7 protein-coding genes are annotated in these 20,243 nt (G+C 75.7%); all 7 read left to right on the forward strand.

Annotated elements, in window-relative coordinates:
- Positions 1 to 38 precede the first annotated feature (38 nt).
- Positions 39 to 1,874 (forward strand): non-ribosomal peptide synthetase, encoded by a 1,836-nt coding sequence (locus tag AB0N76_RS12010; protein WP_363555906.1) that lies wholly within the window; start codon positions 39 to 41, stop codon positions 1,872 to 1,874.
- Positions 1,871 to 2,695, forward strand: a complete 825-nt coding sequence (locus AB0N76_RS12015) for a thioesterase domain-containing protein (protein WP_363555908.1) — start codon at positions 1,871 to 1,873, stop codon at positions 2,693 to 2,695. The genes AB0N76_RS12010 and AB0N76_RS12015 overlap by 4 nt, the downstream gene beginning before the upstream one ends.
- Positions 2,689 to 3,873, forward strand: a complete 1,185-nt coding sequence (locus tag AB0N76_RS12020) for a cytochrome P450 (RefSeq protein ID WP_363555910.1) — start codon at positions 2,689 to 2,691, stop codon at positions 3,871 to 3,873. Before AB0N76_RS12015 ends, AB0N76_RS12020 begins: the two co-directional genes overlap by 7 nt.
- Before the next feature lie 173 nt (positions 3,874 to 4,046).
- Complete coding sequence (locus AB0N76_RS12025; RefSeq protein WP_363555912.1) at positions 4,047 to 4,259, forward strand: MbtH family protein; 213 nt, start codon at positions 4,047 to 4,049, stop codon at positions 4,257 to 4,259.
- Positions 4,260 to 4,267: 8 nt separating this feature from the next.
- A complete protein-coding gene (locus AB0N76_RS12030) occupies positions 4,268 to 5,266 on the forward strand; it encodes a TauD/TfdA family dioxygenase (RefSeq protein ID WP_363555913.1) in 999 nt (332 codons plus the stop codon).
- A gap of 52 nt (positions 5,267 to 5,318) precedes the next feature.
- A complete protein-coding gene (locus AB0N76_RS12035; protein WP_363555915.1) occupies positions 5,319 to 18,923 on the forward strand; it encodes an amino acid adenylation domain-containing protein in 13,605 nt (4,534 codons plus the stop codon).
- Between the two features lie 6 nt (positions 18,924 to 18,929).
- Entirely contained in the window at positions 18,930 to 20,243 is a 1,314-nt protein-coding gene (locus AB0N76_RS12040; protein ID WP_363555917.1) for an MFS transporter, read from the forward strand.

Consider the following 20,243-nt stretch of genomic DNA (forward strand, 5'->3'; position numbering starts at 1 on the left):
ACTTCACCTGACCTGACCCGACTTAGGAGTACCCCCCCATGACCACCTTCGCCGAGCCTGTCGCCGTCGTCCCCACCGTCAGCCCCACCCCCGCCGACCTCCTGGCCCGCTTCCGCGCCGCCGTCGCCGCCCACCCCGGCCGGCCCGCCGTGCACGCGGTCGACGGCAGCCTCGACTTCGCCGCCCTGGACCGCCGCACCGCCGCCCTGGCCCGCGCCCTCCGGGCCCACGGCGTGCGGCGCGGCGACCGGGTCGGCGTCCACCTGGCCCGCACCACCGATCTGACCGTCGCGCTGCTCGCCGCCTGGCGGGCCGGCGCCGCGTACGTCCCGCTCGACCCCGCCTACCCGGCCGAGCGGATCGCCTTCATGGCCGCCGACGCCCGCCTCGCCGCCGTGGTCAGCACCGACCCGGCGCCGCCCGTCCCGGCCGGCGTCCCGGTCGTCCGCCCGGACGCCACGCCCACCGACGGCACCGACGGGGCCGACGCGGACGTCACCCCGTACCCGCTGGACTCCGCCTACGTCATCTACACCTCCGGCTCCACCGGCCGCCCCAAGGGCGTCGAGGTGCCGCACGGCGCTGTCGCCGACCTCGCCGACACCCTGGAGCGGATCGACGCCTACCGCCCCGAGCCGGCCGTGGTCGCCTGGAACGCCAGCGTCTCCTTCGACGCCTCCGTCCAGCAGTGGATCCGGGTCTGCCGGGGCGACACCCTCGTCCTGGTCGACGACGCCCGGCGGGCCGACCCGGCCCGGCTGGCCGAGCTGCTCGCCGAGCACGCCGTCACCGACCTCGACCTGACCCCCTCGCACTGGCAGCTGCTCCGCGACCCGCTGCTGCGCGAGCCGGTGGCCGGGGTCCGGGTGCCGCGCCTGTTCATGGGCGGCGAGGCGGTGCCCGAGCGCACCTGGCGCGAGCTGGCCGAGGCCGGCGTCGAGGCGTTCAACCTGTACGGGCCCACCGAGTGCGCGGTCGACGCGATCACCGCCCGGATCACCGGCCCCGGCCCGCACCTGGGCGAGCCGCTGCCCGGCGTCCGCGCCTATCTGCTGGACGAGCGGCTCGCGCCGGTCACCGAGCCCGGCGCGGTCGGCGAGCTGTACCTGGGCGGGCCGGGCCTGGCGCACGGCTACCCGGGCCACCCGGGGCTGACGGCGGGCCGGTTCGTCGCCGACCCGTTCGTGGCCGAGCCCGGCGCCCGGATGTACCGCACCGGCGACCAGGCCCGCCGCTCCGCCGAGGGCCTGCTGGAGTACGTCGGCCGGGTCGACCGCCAGGTCAAGATCCGCGGCTTCCGGATCGAGCTGGGCGAGGTCGAGCACGCGCTGGGTTCGCTGGACGCCGTCGGCGCCGCCGTGGTGACCGTGCACGAGGCCGCGCCCGGGGACCTGCGGCTGGCCGGCTACGTCACGACCACGACGGCCGCCCGCCCCGCCGAGCTGCTCGCCGAGCTGCGCCGCACCCTGCCTACGCACCTGGTGCCGAGCACTCTCACCGTGCTGGACGCGATGCCGCTCACCCCGAACGGCAAGGTCGACCACCGCGCCCTGCCCGCCCCGGCGGCCGAGACCACGGAGACCACGGAGACCGGCGGGGGAGTGGCGGAGCAGGTCGCCGAGGTCTGGCGGACCGTGCTGGGCGTCCCCGAGGTCGAGCCCACCGACGACTTCCTCTCGCTCGGCGGCCACTCGCTCGCCGCGCTGCGCGTCGTCCACCTGCTGCGCCGCAAGCTCAACGTCGAGCTCCAGCTCCGCCACCTGCTGGACGCCGCCGACCTGGCCGCCTTCACCGACGCCGTGAAGCGCGCCGCCGCGGCCGGCCCGGCCGCCGCCCGGCCCGCCCTCACCGCCCGCCGGGCGGCCGTCCGATGAGCACCGCGACCCCTTCCGCGACCGTTCGCGTCGCCCGGCCCCGGATCGAGGGCGACTGGTTCTTCGTCCCCGCGCCCCAGGCCCACCGCCCGTTCCGGCTGTTCTGCTTCCCGCACGCCGGCGGCGACGCCACCGCCTACACCCCGCTGGCCCGGGCGATCGCCCCGGCCGCCGAGGTCTGGGCGCTGCGCCCGCCGGCCCGGGGCGGCCGCAGCCGGCACCCGATGCCCGCCGACTTCACCGCCCTCGCCGCCGACGTCACCGCCGCCATCACCCCCCACCTGGCCGACGGGGGAGGCAGGTTCGGGTTCTACGGGCAGAGCTTCGGCGCCCTGCTGGCCTACGAGGTGGCCCGCTCGCTGCCCGCCGACCTGCGCCCCGAACTCGTGGTGGTGGCCGGCGCGCCCTGCCCGGCCGAGTGGGCCGACCGCGAGTCCAAGGACCTCGACCCGGCCGAACTCCTGCGCACCACCGGCCTGGAGGAGCTGGTCCAGGCCGACCCGGACCTCGTCGAACTCGCCCTGTCCGGTATCCGCACCGACCTCGCGGTCAGCGCCACCTTCCGGCACCGCCCGCACGCGCCGATCGGCTCCGCCCTGTACGCGGTGGCCGGCGCCGAGGACCCGATGCTCGCCACCACCGACCTCGGCGGCTGGGCCGCCTACACCCGGGGGCCGTTCGGCCACCGCGTCCTGCCCGGCGGGCACCTGCTCGCCACCGTCGACCAGCCCGGCCCGGTCGACCTCCTGACCTCCCTCCTGGCGCCGAGCCAGGGCCCCGCCACCCCCGCCCGCGACACCAAGGAGCAGCCGTCATGGTGACCACCACCGCCGTCGACCTCACCGACCCCGCGCTCTGGGCCCGCCCGGACACCCCGGCACTGGTCGACGAACTGCGTCGGCAGGCGCCCGTCCACCGCACCGACACCGTCGACGACGGGCAGGTCTGGTCGGTGCTCACCTACCGCGAGTCGGCGGAGGTGCTGCGCAACGCGGCCGTCTTCAGCTCCGAGTCCGGCTCGCTGCTCGGCGCGGGCGAGGGCAACGTGCCGGTCGGCTCCGGCCGGATGATGGCCCTCACCGACCCGCCCCGGCACCGCGAACTCCGGGCCCCCGCAAACCCGTTCTTCTCCAAGAATGGCGTGCGCGGCGCCTCCCGCTCGATCGCCGAACGGGCCGCCGAGCTCTTCGACCGGGCCGTCGAACAGGGCGAGGCCGACCTCGTCGACGTGGTCTCCGCGCTGCCGCTGGCCGTCATGTGCGACCTGCTGGACGTCCCCGAGCAGGACCGCGACATGGTGGTCCGGGTCTGCGACGTGGCCTTCCTCGGCAACACCCCGGAGGAACGCCGGGCCGGCCACCAGCAGTTGATCCCCTACCTGATGCACCAGGTGATGCTGCGCCGCACCGACCCGCGCGACGACCTGATCTCGATGATGGCCACCTACAAGGTCGGCGGCCGGCTGATGCCGATCGAGGACGTCGTGCTCAACCTGGACAACATCGTGGTCGGCGGCGTCCAGACGGTCCGCCACACGGCCGCGATGGGCCTGCACACCCTGGTCCAGCACCCGGAGCTGTGGCGGCAGTTGCAGCGCGGCGAGGTGAGCATGGACAGCGCGGTGGACGAGCTGCTGCGCTGGACCTCGGTCGGGCTGCACACGCTGCGCACCGCCACCCGGGACATCGAGCTGGCCGGCCGGCAGATCCGCCGGGGCGACCGGGTCGCGGTCTGGGTCTGGTCCGCCAACCGGGACCCGGAGGCCTTCGAGGAGCCCGAGGAGATCCGGCTCGACCGCTCGCCCAACAAGCACCTGGCGCTGGGCCTGGGCGCCCACTACTGCATCGGCGCGCCGCTGGCCAAGGCCGAGCTGGCCGCGCTGTTCTCGGCGGCGCTGGAGAAGGCCGCGGTGATCGAGCCGGTCGGGCCGGTGGAGTACAACCGCTCGATCATCAACTTCGGCCTGGAGCGCTTCCCGGTCCGCCTCACCCCGCGCTGAGCCCCGTCGTCGCCGCGGCCGTCGCAGGCAGCCAGGGAACTGCCGCTCACCTGCCGGGCCTTGTGCCGCTGCGGCCCGCCGCGCGCCCCTACCTTCGAATCACACCGCGAAGCACCACCGCGAAGCACACCGAAACCACCGCACCGCCCACTCACCTCACCGAGGAGACCGCCATGAGCAACCCGTTCGAGGACGACAACGCCGGCTACCTGGTCCTCGCCAACGACGAGAACCAGCACTCGCTGTGGCCGGTCTGGATCGACGTGCCGGCCGGCTGGACCACCGTCCACGGCGAGGCCACCCGCCAGGACTGCCTCGACTGGATCGAGGCCAACTGGACCGACATCCGCCCGGCCGGCCTGGTCGCCGCCCTCGACCGCCGGTGAGTGCCGCCATGGTCACCTGGGAACTGAACCCCGGCCGCCCGGCCCTCGCCCACGTGCCGGCCGCCGCCGACCTCGCCGAGGCCTGCGCCTGGCTGCGCGAGCACGAGGCCGAACTGACCGCCGCCCTGCACGAGCACGGCACGATCTTCCTGCGCGGCCTGCCGGTCGCGGCCACCGAGGACGTCGCCGCCGTCCGCGACGTGCTGATCCCCGAGCCGACCCCGTACCGGGAGAAGGCCACCCCGCGCAGCGACTTCGGCCACGGCGTCTTCTCGTCGACCGACCTGCCGCCCGCCCAGCCGATCCGGATGCACAACGAGAACAGCTACACCCTGACCTTCCCCGGCCGGCTGCTGTTCGCCTGCCTGATCGCCCCGGAGACGGGCGGCGCCACCCCGACCGCCGACGTCCGCAAGGTCCTCGCCGGCCTGCCGCCGCACCTGGCCGAGCGCGGCCGGAGCTCCGGCTGGACGCTCACCCGCAGCTACTCGGACTACATCTCGCTCGGCTGGCGGACCGCGTTCGGCACCGAGGACGAGGCCGAGGTGGAGCGCTACTGCCGGGAGAACGGCATCTCCTGGGAGTGGCTGGCGGACGGCAACCTGCGCACCAGCCAGCTGCGGCCGGCCACCATCCACCACCCGCACACCGGGGAGGAGGTCTGGTTCAACCACCTGGCCTTCTGGAGCGAGTGGTCGCTCGACCCGGACATCCGGGAGGCCATGGTCGACGAGTTCGGCCCGGACGGCTTCCCCTTCAACACCGGGTTCGGCGACGGCGAGCCGCTCACCCGGGAGGACGTCGACGCGCTCAACGCCGCGTACGAGGCCGCCACCGTCCGGGAGACCTGGCAGGTGGGCGACGTGATGCTGGTCGACAACGTGCTCTGCGCACACGGCCGCGACCCGTTCCGCGGCGACCGGCGGATCGCCGTCGCGATGGGCCGTCCGGTCGAGGTCCTGGACTGCCGCCCGTCCGTCCTGCCGACCACCGCCGTTCCCGCCTAGCCCATCAGGGCCCCACCCCCGCACGCCCCGTGACGTGAGCAGAGGAAGCACCGTGATCCCGGTTTCGTACGCACAGCAGCGCCTCTGGCTGATCGATCAGATCGAAGGACCGACCGCGCTCTACAACCTGCCGTTCGCGGTCCGCCTGCGCGGCGCGCTCGACACCGCCGCGCTGCGCGCCGCGACGGCGGACGTGGTCGCCCGGCACGAGGCCCTGCGGACGGTGTTCCCGGTGGACGGCGGGGGCGTGCCGGTGCAGCGGATCCTGCCGTCGGCGCAGGCGCAGCCCGTCTTCGAGACGGTGGACTGCGGGCCGGCCGACTACCCGGCGCTGCGGGACCGGGCCGCCGCGCACACCTTCGACCTGAGCGCCGAACTCCCCATCCGGGTCACGGTCTTCTCGCTCGCCCCGAACGCTCAGGAAGTGCCCGAGCACGTGCTGCTCCTCGTGCTCCACCACATCGCCGGCGACGGCTGGTCGCTCGGCCCGCTGCTGCGCGACCTGGCCGCCGCGTACGCCGCCCGCCTCGGCGGCGCGGAACCGGACTGGGAGCCGCTGCCGGTCCAGTACGCCGACTACACCCTGTGGCAGCGCGAACTGCTCGGCGAGGAGTCCGACCCGGACAGCCTGCTGAGCCGCCAACTCGACTACTGGAGAGGAGTCCTGTCGGGTCTGCCGGAGGAGCTGGAGCTGCCGGTGGACCGCCCCCGGCCGCCCGCGCCGACCGGTGCCGCCGACGCCGTCCCGTTCGCCTACGGCCCCGAGCTGCACGCCGCGCTCGCCGGTCTGGCGCGCCGCCACCGCGCCACCCTGTTCTCGGTCCTCCAGGCCGGTCTGGCCGCCCTGTTCACCCGGCTTGGCGCCGGCACCGACATCCCGCTCGGCACCGGTGTGGCGGGCCGCTCCGACGAGGCGCTGAACGACCTGGTCGGCTTCTTCGTCAACACCCTGGTGCTGCGCACCGACACGTCCGGCGACCCGTCCTTCGCCGAACTCCTGGGCCGGGTCCGGGAGTCCCAGCTGGACGCGTTCGCCCACCAGGACGTGCCGTTCGAGCGCCTGGTCGAGGAGGTCAACCCGGCCCGCACGCTCGGCCGCCACCCGCTGTTCCAGACCCTGCTGGTGCTGCAGAACCACGAGGAGGGCGAACTCGGCCTGCCCGGGCTGGAGTCGGCGCCCGAACCGCTCGGCCTGCGGGTCGCCAAGTTCGACCTCAACATCGGCATCACCGAGCGGCACGGCGCGGACGGCGCGCCGGACGGGCTCACCGGCTCGGTGGAGTACGCGGCCGACCTGTACGACCGGGCCACCGTCGTCACCCTGTTCGAGCGGCTCGGCCGGCTGCTGGCCGCCGCGGCGGCCGACCCCGAGGCGCCGATCGGCGGCCTCGACATCCTCGCCCCCGAGGAGCGCGCCCGCCTCCGCGACGACTGGAACGCCACCGCGGCGCCGGTCCGGACCGGTTCGCTGCCCGAGTTGTTCGCGGCCCAGGCCGCCCGCACCCCGGACGCGGTGGCGCTCGCCCACGACGGCGGCACCGTCTCCTACGCGGAGCTCGACCTCCGCGCCAACCGGCTGGCGCACCACCTGATCGCCGCCGGGGTCGGCCCGGAGTCGCCGGTCGCCCTGTTGATGGAGCGCTCGGTGGACCTGGTGGTCGCCACCCTGGCCGTGCTCAAGGCGGGCGGCTGCTACGTGCCGATGCACGCGAGCCTGCCGCCCGAGCGGATGGCCGCCCTGCTCGCCGACACCGGCGCCCCGGTCCTGCTCACCGACCGCGCCGACCCCGGCTTCGCGCACTCCGCCGCCGTGGTCCGCCCCGGGGACGAGACCGGGGACGAGGCCCGGGCGTCGCACGGCGACCCCGGTGTCCCCGTCCACCCGGACGCGCTCGCCTACGTGATGTTCACCTCCGGCTCCACCGGCACCCCCAAGGGCGTCGCCGTCCGCCACCGCGACGTGGTCGACCTCGCCGCCGACCGCCGCTGGCAGGACGGCCGCCACGAGCGGATCCTGCTGCACTCCCCGCACGCCTTCGACGCCGCCACCTACGAGCTGTGGACGCCGCTGCTGTCCGGCGGCACGGTCGTGGTCGCCCCGCCCGGCACCCTGGACGCGGCCGCCCTGCACGCCGTCGCGACCCGGCACGGCGTCACCGCGGTCTTCCTCACCAAGGCGCTGTTCGACCTGGTCGCCGAGCAGGCCCCGGAGACCTTCAGCGCGCTGCGGGTGGTCTGCACCGGCGGCGAGGCCGCCTCCGGCACGCTGATGCGCCGGGTCCTCGACCGCTGCCCGGACCTGCTGCTCGCCCACGTCTACGGCCCCACCGAGGCGACCACCTTCGCCACCCACCACCACCTGGTGCCGGCCGACCTGGCCGGTCCCCGGCCGCCGATCGGCGGCCCGCTGGACAACATGCGCACCCACGTCCTGGACGCCTGCCTCCAGCCGGTGCCGCCCGGCGTGCCCGGCGAGCTGTACATCGCCGGGGCCGGCCTGGCCCGCGGCTACTGGCGCCGGGCCGCGCTGACCGCCGAGCGCTTCGTCGCCGACCCGCACGACCCGCACGGCGCCGGCGGCCGGATGTACCGCACCGGCGACCTGGTCCGCCGCCGGGCGGACGGCGCGATCGAGTTCCTCGGCCGGATCGACGGCCAGGTCAAGCTGCGCGGCTTCCGGATCGAGCTGGGCGAGATCGAGGCGGTGCTCTCCCGGCACCCCGCCGTCCGCCAGGTGATCGTGATCGCCCGTGAGGACCGGCCCGGCGACACCCGGCTGGTCGGCTACTGCGCGGTGCCGACGGAGGACGTCGACGAGCGGGTCGAACTCGCCGCCGAGCTCAAGCGGTTCGCCGCCGAGACGCTGCCCGGCTACATGGTCCCCTCCGCCGTGGTCGTGCTGCCCGCGCTGCCGCTGAACGCCAACGGCAAGGTCGACCGGCGCGCCCTGCCCGCCCCCGACCTCGGCACCGACGCCGCCGGCCGCGCCCCGCGCGACGAGCGTGAGCAGGCCCTGTGCGCGCTGTTCGGCGAGATCCTCGGCATCGACGACATCACCATCGACGACGACTTCTTCGAGCTCGGCGGCCACTCGCTGCTCGCCACCCGGCTGGTCGGCCGGGCCCGCGCCGAGCTCGGCGCCGACCTCGCCATCGGCGACCTGTTCCAGGCCCCGACCGTCGCCGCCCTGGCCGCCCGGATCGCCGAGGGCCCGGCCGGCGACCCGGCCGCCTCCGCGTCCACCGACCCGGCCCGGCCCGCGCTGCGCCCCGAGCAGCGCCCCGCCGACCTGCCGGTCTCCTTCGCCCAGCGCCGGCTCTGGTTCCTCGGCCAGGCCGAGGGCCCCGCCGCCACCTACAACGTCACCCTCGCCCTGCGCCTGACCGGCCCGCTCGACGCCGCCGCCCTGGAACTCGCCCTCGGTGACGTCGTCGCCCGCCACGAGACGCTGCGCACCGTCTTCACCGACCTGGACGGCGCGCCCCACCAGCGGGTGCTGGCCGCCCCGCCCGCCCCGCTGCTCACCGTCACCGACCGCCCGGCCCAGGACCTGGTCGGCCACACCTTCGACCTGGCCGCCGACGTCCCGCTGCACGCCTACCTGTGCGCCGAGGGGCCCGAGGAGCACGTGCTGACCCTGGTGATGCACCACATCGCCAGCGACGGCTGGTCGCTGGGGCCGCTCTTCCGCGACCTCGCCGAGGCCTACACCGCCCGCCGGGACGGCGCCGAAGCGCCCGGCTGGGAGCCGCTGCCCGTCCAGTACGCCGACTACACCCTCTGGCAGAACCGGCTGCTCGGCGCCGACACCGACCCGGAGTCCCTGCTGAGCCGCCAGCTCGCGCACTGGCGCCGCGCCCTGGACGGCCTGCCGGACGAGCTCCCGCTGCCGCTGGACCGCCCGCGCCCGCCGGTCCCCACCCACCGCGGCGACGTCGTCGAACTGGAGCTCGACGCCGCCCTGCACGCCCGGCTCACCGCGCTGGCCGCCGAGCACGGAGTGACCCTGTTCATGGTGCTCCAGGCCGCGTACGCCACCCTGCTGCACCGCTTCGGCGCCGGCGAGGACCTGCCGATCGGCACCCCGCTGGCCGGCCGGCTCGACCCGGCCCTCGACGAGCTGGTCGGCTTCTTCGCCAACACCCTGGTGCTGCGCACCGACCTCTCCGGCCGGCCCAGCTTCGGCGAGCTGCTGGCCCGGGTCCGGGAGGCCGACCTGGCCGCCTACGCCCACCAGGACGTCCCGTTCGAGCGCCTGGTGGAGGAGCTGAACCCGGCCCGCACACTGGCCCGGCACCCGCTCTTCCAGGTGATGATCGCCTTCGACAACACCGCCGGCGGCGGCCCGTCCTTCCCCGGCACCCGCGCCGCCTACGAGCCGCTCGGCCTGCCCACCACCGCCTTCGACCTCACCCTCAACCTCTCCGAGCGCCACCACCCGGACGGCACCCCGGCCGGACTCTCCGGCGGCCTGGAGTTCGCCGTCGACCTCTTCGACCGCGACACCGCCGAGCGGCTCGCGGCGGCCCTCGCCCGGCTGCTGGCCCAGGCGGCCGAGCGGCCGCACCGCCCGGTCGCCGAGCTGGACGTGCTGGGGGAGGACGGCCGCGCCGACCTCGCCCGCTGGCACGACACCGCCCGCCCCGGCGGCGACGTCCTCGTCCCGGCCGCCTTCGCCGCCCAGGTCGCCCGGACGCCCGACCTGACGGCGCTGGTGTTCGGCGACACCGAGCTGAGCTTCGCCGAGCTGGACGCCCGGGCCAACCGGCTCGCGCACGGCCTGACCGCCGCCGGCATCGGCCCGGAGGACGTGGTCGCGCTCGCCCTGCCCCGCTCCGCCGAGTCGGTGGTCGCCGTCCTCGCCGTCCTCAAGGCGGGCGCCGCCTTCCTGCCGCTGGACGCCGACTACCCGCGCGACCGGCTCGCCCACATGCTGGCCGACGCCCGCCCGGCGGCCGTGCTCAGCACCGCAGGCTGGCCGCTGCCCGAGGTCCTCGACGGCCTCACCGTGCTGCCCGCCGACACCGCCGCGTGGGCCGACCGCCCCGCCGACGAGCCACCCGTCCGGGTCGGCCCGGCGAACGCCGCCTACGTCATCTACACCTCCGGCTCCACCGGCCGCCCCAAGGGCGTCGTGGTCCGCCACGGCGGCCTCGCCAACCTGCTCTCCTTCCACCGCGCCGAGACCATCGCCGCCGCCGGACACGCTCACCCCGGGCGGCGGTTCAAGTTCGCGCAGACCGCCTCGCTGTCCTTCGACACCGCGCTCGAATCGCTGCTCTGGATGGTCGCCGGCCACGAGCTGCACCTGCTCGACGACGACCTGCGCCGCGACGCCGCCGCCATCGTCCGCTACGCCGGGCGGTCCGGTACCGACGTCTACGACGTCACCCCCGGCCACGCCGAACGCCTGGTCGAGGAAGGGCTGTTGACCGACTGCCCGCCCGCCCTGCTGATGGTCGGCGGCGAGGCGATCGGCCAGACCCTGTGGGCCGCGCTGACCACCGCCCACGACACCGTCGTCCTCAACATGTACGGGCCGACCGAGTGCACCGTCGACGCCCTGTTCCACCGCATCGACGGCACCGAGACCCGCCCGCTGATCGGCCGCCCGCTGCCCAACCTGCGCGCCCACCTGCTCGACGCGCGGCTGCGGCCCGTCCCGGTCGGCGTCCCCGGCGAGCTGTACCTGAGCGGCGCCGGCCTGGCCCGCGGCTACCTCGGCCGCCCGGCGCTCACCGCCGAACGCTTCGTCGCCGACCCCTTCGCGGCCGGGGAGCGCATGTACCGCACCGGCGACCTCGCCCGGCGCCGCGCCGACGGCCGGATCGAGTACCTGGGCCGCACCGACCACCAGGTCAAGGTGCGCGGCTTCCGGATCGAGCTCGGCGAGATCGAGACCGTGCTCGCCGCCCATCCCGGGGTGCTGCAGGCCGCCGTGCTGCCGCACCAGGACGGCACGGCCGGCACCCGCCTGGTCGCCTACCTGGTCGGCGCCCCCGGCGGCGCCGCCCCCGCCCTCGACCTCGCCGAGCTGCGCGCCCACGCGGCCGCCGCGCTCCCCGACTACATGGTCCCGGCCGCCTTCGTGACCCTCGACGCGCTGCCGCTGAACGTCAACGGCAAGCTCGACCGGGCCGCCCTGCCCGCCCCGGACTTCGCCGCGACCACCGGCGGCCGCGCCGCCCGTACGGCCCGCGAGGAGATCCTCTGCGGCCTGTTCGCCGAGGTCCTCGGCCTGCCGGAGCCGGTCTCGATCGACGACGACTTCTTCGCCCTGGGCGGCCACTCGCTGCTCGCCACCAAGCTGCTCAGCCGGGTCCGCGCGGTGATCGGCGCCGAACTCGGCATCCGGGACGTCTTCGAGGCCCCGACCGTGGCCGGCCTGGCCGGCCGCCTGGACGGCGCGGGCACCCGGCCCGCCCTGACCGCGGTCCGCCGGCCCGAGCGGGTGCCGCTCTCCTCCGCCCAGCGGCGGCTCTGGCTGATCGACCGGATGGAGGGCCCGAGCGCCCTCTACAACATGCCGCTCGCGCTGCGCCTCACCGGCGAGCTCGACCGGGACGCGCTCACCGCCGCCCTCGCCGACCTGGTCACCCGGCACGAGAGCCTGCGCACCGTGATCGCCGAGCACGACGGCGAGCCCCACCAGCGGATCCTGGCACCCGCCGAAGCCCCCGTCCCGGTCGAACTCCTCGACTGCGCACCGGAGTCCGTCGAGACGGAGGTCGACCGCGCGGCCCGCCGCCCGTTCGACCTGGCCGCCGAACCGCCGGTCCGGGTCACCCTGCTCCGGGTCGCGCCGGACGACCACGTCCTGGTCGTCGCCCTGCACCACATCGTCGGCGACGGCTGGTCGATGGGCCCGCTGCTGCGCGACCTCGCCGAGGCCTACACCCTCCGCCTCGGCGGCGAACGGCCGGTCCGCGCCCCGCTCACCGTCCAGTACGCCGACTACGCGCTCTGGCAGCGCGAACTGCTCGGCGACGAGACCGACCCGGAGAGCCTGGTCGCCGGCCAACTCGCCTACTGGCGCGAGACCCTGGCCGACCTGCCGGAGGAGCTGACGCTGCCGGCCGACCGCCCGCGCGGCGCCCGCTCCGGCCACCGGGGCGACCGGGTGGCCCTGCCGATCGACGCCGAACTGCACCGGGCACTGGTCGAGTTGTCCCGCGAGCACCGGGTGACCCTGTTCATGACCTGCCAGGCCGCGCTGGCCGCGCTGCTCACCCGGCTCGGCGCCGGCACCGACGTGCCGATCGGCTCCGTCGTCGCGGGCCGCTCCGACGAGGCCCTGGACGACCTGGTCGGCTTCTTCGTCAACACCCTGGTGCTGCGCACCGACACCTCCGGCGACCCGACCTTCGCCGAACTCCTCGCCCGGGTCCGGGAGACCGGCCTCGGCGCCTACGCCCACCAGGACGTGCCGTTCGAGCGCCTGGTCGAGGAGCTCAACCCGGCCCGCTCGCTGGCCCGGCACCCGCTGTTCCAGGTCGCCATGGTCCTCCAGTCCAACGGCGGCGGGGAGTTGGAGCTTCCCGGCCTCGTGGTCGAGGCGCTGCCCTCCGACACCGGGGTCGCCAAGTTCGACCTCAACGTCACCCTGGAGGAGTTCCGCACCCCCGACGGCGCGCCCGCCGGGATGGACTGCGCGATCGACTTCGCCACCGACCTGTTCGACCGGGACACCGTCGAGTCCATCGCCGCCCGCTTCGGCCGCCTGCTCACCGCCGTGACCGCGCGCCCCGAGCAGCGGATCGGCCGGGCCGACCTGCTGGCCGACGGCGAACTCGCCGAACTCCTGGGCGGCCACCGCCCGTTGCCCGCCGGCCTGCCGCTGATCCCGGCCGCCTTCGCCGAGCAGGCCGCCCGGACGCCCGACCTCACGGCGCTGGTGTCCGGCGACACCCGGCTGAGCTACGCCGAGCTGGACGCCCGCGCCAACCGGCTCGCACACGGCCTGACCGCCGCCGGCATCGGCCCGGAGGACGTGGTCGCGCTCGCCCTGCCCCGCTCGGCGGAGACCGTCGTCTCCCAGCTGGCCGTGCTCAAGGCGGGCGCCGCCTTCCTGCCGTTGGACGCCGAGTACCCGCTGGAGCGGACCGCCCACATGCTGGCCGACGCCCGCCCGGCGGCCGTCCTCAGCACGGACGGCTGGCCGCTGCCCGAGGCCCTGGACGGCCTCACCGTGCTGCCCGCCGAGGCCGCCGCCTGGGCCGACCGCCCCGCCGAGCAGCCGCCCGTCCGGGTCGGCCCCGCCAACGCCGCCTACGTGATCTACACCTCCGGCTCCACCGGCCGCCCCAAGGGCGTCGTGGTCAGCCACGGCTCGATCGCCGGGCTGCTCGCCGTCCAGCAGGCCGAGGCCTTCGGCGAGCCGGCCCGCCGGCACGGCCGGCTGCGCGCCGCGCTCACCGCCTCGCTCTGCTTCGACGCCTCCTGGAACGGCCTGCTCTGGCTGATCGCCGGCCACGAGCTGCACCTGATCGGCGACGACCTGCGCCGCGACCCGGTCGCGCTGGTGCGGCACGTCCGCACCACCCGGATCGACGCCCTCAACCTCACCCCCAGTTACGCCGAACAGCTCATCGCCGAGGGCCTGCTGGACGACGCCCACCCGGACCTGGGCGCCCCGCCGCGCGTCGTCCTGCTCGGCGGCGAGGCGATCGGCCAGGCGCTCTGGACCCGCCTGCGCGAGGCCCCGCACACCACCGGCCACAACCTCTACGGCCCCACCGAGGCCACCGTCGACACCCTGGTCCAGGCGTACGCCGACTCCGAGCGCCCGTCCCTGGGCCACACCGTGCTCGGCACCCGCGCCTACGTCCTGGACGAGCGGCTCAGCCCGGTGCCGGCCGGCGTCCCCGGTGAGCTCTACCTGGCCGGCGACAGCCTGGCCCGCGGCTACCTCGGCCGCCCGGGCCTCACCGCCGAACGCTTCGTCGCCGACCCCTTTGCCCCGGGCGAGCGCATGTACCGCACCGGCGACCTGGTCCGCCGCAACCGCGACGGCGACCTCGACTACCTGGGCCGCACCGACCACCAGGTCAAGATCCGCGGCTTCCGGATCGAACTCGGCGAGATCGAGCAGGTGCTGACCCGGCACGAGGCCGTCCGGCACACCGTGGTCACCCTGCACGAGGGCGCCGAGGGCGACCGCCGACTGGTCGCGCACTGCGCCACCGCCGTCGAGCCGAGCACCGAACTCGCCCTGGAGATCCGTCGGTTCGCCGCCGAGTCGCTGCCCGCCTACATGGTCCCGGCGGCCGTCGTCCCGCTCGCCGCGCTGCCGCTGACCGGCAGTGGCAAGGTCGACCGCCGCGCCCTCCCCGCCCCCGACTTCACCCTCTTCGGCGGCGGCCGGACCGCCCGCACCGCCCGGGAGGAACTGTTCTGCGGCCTGTTCGCCGAGGTCCTCGGCCTGCCGGAGCCGGTCTCCATCGACGACGACTTCTTCGCCCTCGGCGGCCACTCGCTGCTCGCCATGAAGCTGGCCGGCCGGGTCCGCTCGGTGTTCGGCGCCGAACTCGGCATCCGGGACGTCTTCGAGGCCCCGACCGTCGCCGGGCTCACCGAACGGCTCGACGGCGGCACCGGCGCCCGGCTCGCCCTGACCGCCGGCCCGCGCCCCGAGCGGCTGCCGCTCTCCTCCGCCCAGTGGCGGCTCTGGCTGATCGACCGGATGGAGGGCCCCAGCGCCCTCTACAACCTCCCGCTCGCGCTGCGGATCGACGGGCCGCTCGGCCCCGAACTGCTGGCCGCCGCCCTCGGTGACCTGGTCGCCCGGCACGAGAGCCTGCGCACCCTGATCGGCGAGCAGGACGGCGAGCCGTACCAGCGGATCGTCCCGGCCGACCGGGCCCGCGTCCGGCTCGACCACCACACCACCGTGCCCGCCGACCCGGCCGCCGCCCTGGCCGCCTGCACGGCGATCCCCTTCGACCTCGCCACCGACCTCCCGATCCGCGCCCACCTGCTCCCGCTCGACCCGGCCGGCGCCGGCGACCCCGGCGCGCGGAGCCTGCTGGTCCTCGTCCTGCACCACATCGCGGGCGACGGCTGGTCCATGGAGCCGCTGCTGCGCGACCTCGCCACCGCCTACGCCGCCCGCCGCGACGACGCGAGCGCGCCCGCCTGGGAGCAACTGACCGTCCAGTACGCCGACTACGCGCTCTGGCAGCGCGAACTGCTCGGCGACGAGACCGACCCGGAGAGCCTGCTCGCCCGCCAACTCGGCTACTGGCGCGAGGCCCTGGCCGGTCTGCCCGAGGAGATCTCGCTCCCGGTCGACCGCCCCCGGCGCGCCGACAGCGGCCACCGCGGCGACCGCGTCGTCCTCCCGCTCGGCGCCGAACTGCACCGCTCGCTGGTCGAGTTGTCGCGCCGCAACCGGGTCACGATGTTCATGACCCTGCAGGCCGGGCTCGCCGCGCTGCTCACCCGGCTCGGCGCCGGCACCGACGTGCCGATCGGCTCGGTGGTCGCCGGCCGGACCGACGAGGCGCTGGACGACCTGGTCGGCTTCTTCGTCAACACCCTGGTGCTGCGCACCGACACCTCCGGCGACCCGACCTTCGCCGAACTGCTCCACCGCGTCCGGGAGACCCAGCTCGACGCCCACGCCCACCAGGACGTGCCGTTCGAGCGCCTGGTCGAGGAGCTCAACCCGGTGCGCTCGCTGGCCCGCCACCCGCTGTTCCAGGTGATGCTGCTGCTCCAGGGCGGTACTCCGGGGTCCGGTGCCGGGGCCGGGGCCGGTTCCGACGGCTCGCTCGACCTGGCCGGACTGCCGGCCGCCGTCGAACCGGTCGGCGGGTACGTGGCCAAGTTCGACCTCTCCGTCGGCATGGGCGAGTCCTTCGACGCCGACGGCGCGCCGGCCGGGCTGGAGTGCGCGATCGACTACGCGACCGACCTGTTCGACCGGGAGACCGTCGAGTCGATCGCCGTCCGCCTCGGCCGGCTGCTCACCGCGGCGGCCGCCGACCCCGAGCGTCCGATCGGCGAGGCGGACCTGCTGGACCCCGCCGAGCGGGCCGAACTCCTGTACTCCGGTGACGAGTTGCCGATCGACGTCCCGCTGCTGCCGGCCGCCTTCGCGGCCCAGGCGGCCCGCACCCCGGACGCCACCGCGCTGGTCTTCGGCGCTACCCGGCTGACCTTCGCGGAGCTGGACGCGCACGCCGACCGCCTTGCGGACCGGCTGCGCTCAGCCGGAGCCGGACCGGACGCGGTGGTCGCCCTGGCCCTGCCGCGCTCCGCCGAGACGGTGGTCGCCCTGCTCGCGGTGCTCAAGTCCGGCGCGGCCTCGCTCCCGCTGGACGCCGAGTACCCCGCCGACCGCACCGCCGCGATGCTGGCCGACGCCGCGCCCGCCCTCGTCCTGACCGACGACCGCTGGCCGCTGCCCGAACTGCTCGACGGGCTCCCGGCGCTGTCGGTCCTGTCGGCCGACTCGCCGACCGACCCCGCACCGACCGGGACGCTCCCGGCCGCGCCGCAGCCCGCCGACGCCGCCTACGTGATCTACACCTCCGGCTCCACCGGCCGCCCCAAGGGCGTCGTGGTGAGCCACGGCTCGATCGCCGCCCTGCTCGCCTCGCACCGCTCGGCCACCGGCCCGATCGGCGCGACCGAGCGGACCCACGGCCGCCGGCGCGTCGCCCTCACCGCCTCGCTCTGCTTCGACGCCTCCTGGGACGGCCTGCTCTGGCTGATCGCCGGCCACGAGCTGCACCTGGTCGCCGACGAGGTCCGCCGCGACGCCGCCGCGCTCGTCCGCCACCTGCGGACGGAACGGATCGGCGTCCTGGAGGTCACCCCCTCCTACGCCGAGCAGCTCCTCGACGAGGGCCTGCTGGACGAGGGCCTGCTGGACGAGGGTGCGCCGGCGGGCGCCTCCGCGCCGCAGGTCGTCCTGCTCGGCGGCGAGGCCGTCGGCCAGGCGCTCTGGACCCGCCTGCGCGAGGCCCCGCACACCACCGGCCACAACCTCTACGGCCCCACCGAGGCCACCGTCGACGCCCTCACCCACCCCTTCGCCGCCACCGATCGCCCGACCCTCGGCCGGACCGTGCTCGGCACCCGGGCCTACGTCCTGGACGAGCGGCTCAACCCCGTGCCGGCCGGCGTCCCCGGTGAGCTCTACCTGGCCGGGGCCGGGCTGGCCCGCGGCTACCTCGGCCGCCCGGCCCTCACCGCCGAACGCTTCGTCGCCAATCCGTTCGCGGCGGGGGAGCGGATGTACCGCACCGGAGACCTGGTCCGCCGGACCCGCGACGGCGGCATCGACTACCTGGGCCGCACCGACCACCAGGTGAAGATCCGCGGCTTCCGGATCGAACTCGGCGAGATCGAGCACGTGCTCACCCGCCACCCGCGGGTCCTCGCCGCGACCGTGATCGCCCGCGAGGACGGCGCCGGCGGCACCCGCCTGGTCGCCTACGCCGTCGGCAGCGACGCGCTCGACCCGGCCGAACTGCGCGCCTTCGTCGCCGAGTCACTGCCCGCCTACATGGTCCCGGCCGCCGTCGTCCCGCTCGACGCGCTGCCGCTGACCGCCAGCGGCAAGGTCGACCGGCGCGCCCTGCCCGCCCCCGACCTCTCCGCCGCGACGACCGGCCGCCCGCCGCGCACCCCGCACGAGGAGACCCTCTGCGGCCTGTTCGCCGAGGTCCTCGGCCTGCCGGAGCCGGTCTCCATCGACGACGGCTTCTTCGACCTCGGCGGTCACTCGCTGCTCGCCATGAAGCTGCTCGGCCGGATCCGCGCCGCGCTCGGCGCCGAGCTGGGCGAGCGCGCCGACCTCGGGATGCGGGCCCTGTTCGAGGCGCCCACCGTCGCGGGCCTGGCCCGCCGTCTGGACCGCAGCCCGGACCGCTTCGGCGAACCCACCCCCGGCCGGAACGGCGCCGACGCCCTGGACGTCCTCCTCCCGCTGCGCGCGGAGGGCGCCAAGGCCCCGCTGTTCTGCGTCCACCCCGCGGCCGGCATCAGCTGGGTCTACTCGGGCCTGCTGCGCCACCTCGACCGGGACCGCCCGGTGTACGGCCTCCAGGCCCGCGGCCTGCGCGGCGGCTCCCCGGCCGCCGTCACGGAGATCGCCGAGGACTACGTGCGGCAGATCCGCGCCGTCCGGCCGGAGGGGCCCTACCACCTGCTGGGCTGGTCGTTCGGCGCGGTGGTCGCCCAGGCGATGGCCGTCCGGCTCCAGGCCGAGGGGCAGGAGGTCGCGCTGCTGGCCCTGCTGGACGGCCTGCCGGCCGACCCGGCCCGGTACGCCGACGCCCCGCCGTCCGACGACCCCGTCGACACCCTCGCCGAGCTGCTCGCCTCGCTCGGCTACGACCCGGCCGACGGGCGCGGTCAGGCCGACCTGGAAGCCCTGCTCGGCGAGGCCGCCGCCGTCCTGCCCGACGTCTTCGAACAGCACCGCAAGCTGATGGCCGAACACGTGCCGGACCGCTACCGGGGGGAGGCCGTCTTCTTCGGCGCCACCCTCGACAAGCCCGCCGACTGGCCCTTCGAGGCCGCCTGGGCGCCGCACATCACCGGCCCGGTCGCTGCTCACCGCGTCGCCTGCGCGCACGGCGCCCTGACCCAGCCCGCGCCCCTCGCACGGATCGCCGCCGTGCTGGCCGAGAAGCTTGGAGAGTGACCCGCCATGACCACGAGTACCGAGACCACCAGTACCGAGACCACGAGTACCGCCCCGGCGGACCAGTCCAGTCCGCCTCCCCGGAGCCGCTGGGGCCTCTGGGCCCAGGGCAACTTCCGCAAGCTGTGGATCGGTGAGACGACCAGCGGCCTCGGCACCGCCGTCGGGAACGTCGCCCTCGCCCTGGTGGCCGTCGTCACCCTGGACGCCTCGCCGTTCATGGTCGGCGTGCTCACCGCCTCCGCCTGGGTGCCGTGGCTGTTCCTCGGCCTGCTGGCCGGCGCCTGGGTGGACCGCTGGCCCCGGCTGAAGGTCATGCTGGTCTGCGACCTGCTGCTGCTGGTGCTGTTCGGCAGCGTGCCGGTGGCCGGCTGGTTCGACGCGCTGACGATGGCCCAGCTGATCGTGGTGGCCCTGCTGGCCGGGGCGGTGAAGGTGTTCTTCTCCACCGCGTACAGCGCCGTGCTGCCCACCCTGGTCGCCAAGCCGGACCTGTTGGAGGCCAACGTCAAGCTGCGCTCCGGGGACTCGGCGGCGGAGATCGCCGGTCCCGGCCTGGCGGGTCTGCTCTCCCAGGCGTTCGGGGCCGCGAGCGGGCTGCTCGCGGACGCGGTCACCTACCTGGTGTCGGCGTTCTGCCTGGGTGGCATCCGGGCCGAGGAGAAGCCGCCGGCGCGGTCCGAGCGGCGCGGGATCCTGCGCGAGATCGGCGAGGGCGTCCGGTTCCTGGTCCACGACCCGTACCTGCGGACGCTGGCCTCGTTCGCGGCGGTCGGCAACCTCGGCCTCAACGGCATCCAGGCGGTGCAGACGGTGTTCCTGGTCCGCAGCGTGGGGGTGACGCCCGGGGGCATCGGCGCGGTGTTCGCGGTGGTGTCGGTCGGCGGTCTCGCCGGGGCGGCGCTGGCCGGGCGGATCGCCCGCCGGTTCGGGACGGCGCGCGGGCTGCTGCTCTGCGAACTGGTCGCGGCGCCGTTCATCCTGCTGCTCCCGCTCGCCGGGACGAGGCTGCCGCTCGCGGTCAGCGCGGTGGCGTGGTCGGTCGCGGTCTGCGGGGTGATCGCGGGCAACGTGATCGCCGGCAGCTTCTACCAGGGGTACTGCCCGCCCGCGATGATCGGCCGGATCCGGGCCAGCGCCTCGACGGTCAACTTCAGCGCCATCCCGGTCGGCGCCCTGCTCGGCGGCTGGCTGGGCGAGGTGCTCGGCGCCCGGACCACCATCTGGATCATGGCGAGCGTGCTGCTCTCGGCCGGTGCGGTGCTGCTGGCCAGCCCGCTGCGCGGCCTGCGCAACTTCCCGGACCGCCCGGCTTCCTGA

The sequence above is a fragment of the Kitasatospora sp. NPDC093806 genome, from assembly GCF_040683335.1.
Taxonomy (GTDB): domain Bacteria; phylum Actinomycetota; class Actinomycetes; order Streptomycetales; family Streptomycetaceae; genus Kitasatospora.

Bases quoted from the DNA above. Each gene is read 5' to 3' on its own strand.
- AB0N76_RS12020 (WP_363555910.1), top strand. From the start codon at position 2,689: ATGGTGACCACCACCGCCGTCGACCTCACCGACCCCGCGCTCTGGGCC.
- AB0N76_RS12015 (WP_363555908.1), top strand. From the start codon at position 1,871: ATGAGCACCGCGACCCCTTCCGCGACCGTTCGCGTCGCCCGGCCCCGG.
- AB0N76_RS12040 (WP_363555917.1), top strand. From the start codon at position 18,930: ATGACCACGAGTACCGAGACCACCAGTACCGAGACCACGAGTACCGCC.
- AB0N76_RS12025 (WP_363555912.1), top strand. From the start codon at position 4,047: ATGAGCAACCCGTTCGAGGACGACAACGCCGGCTACCTGGTCCTCGCC.
- AB0N76_RS12030 (WP_363555913.1), top strand. From the start codon at position 4,268: ATGGTCACCTGGGAACTGAACCCCGGCCGCCCGGCCCTCGCCCACGTG.
- AB0N76_RS12010 (WP_363555906.1), top strand. From the start codon at position 39: ATGACCACCTTCGCCGAGCCTGTCGCCGTCGTCCCCACCGTCAGCCCC.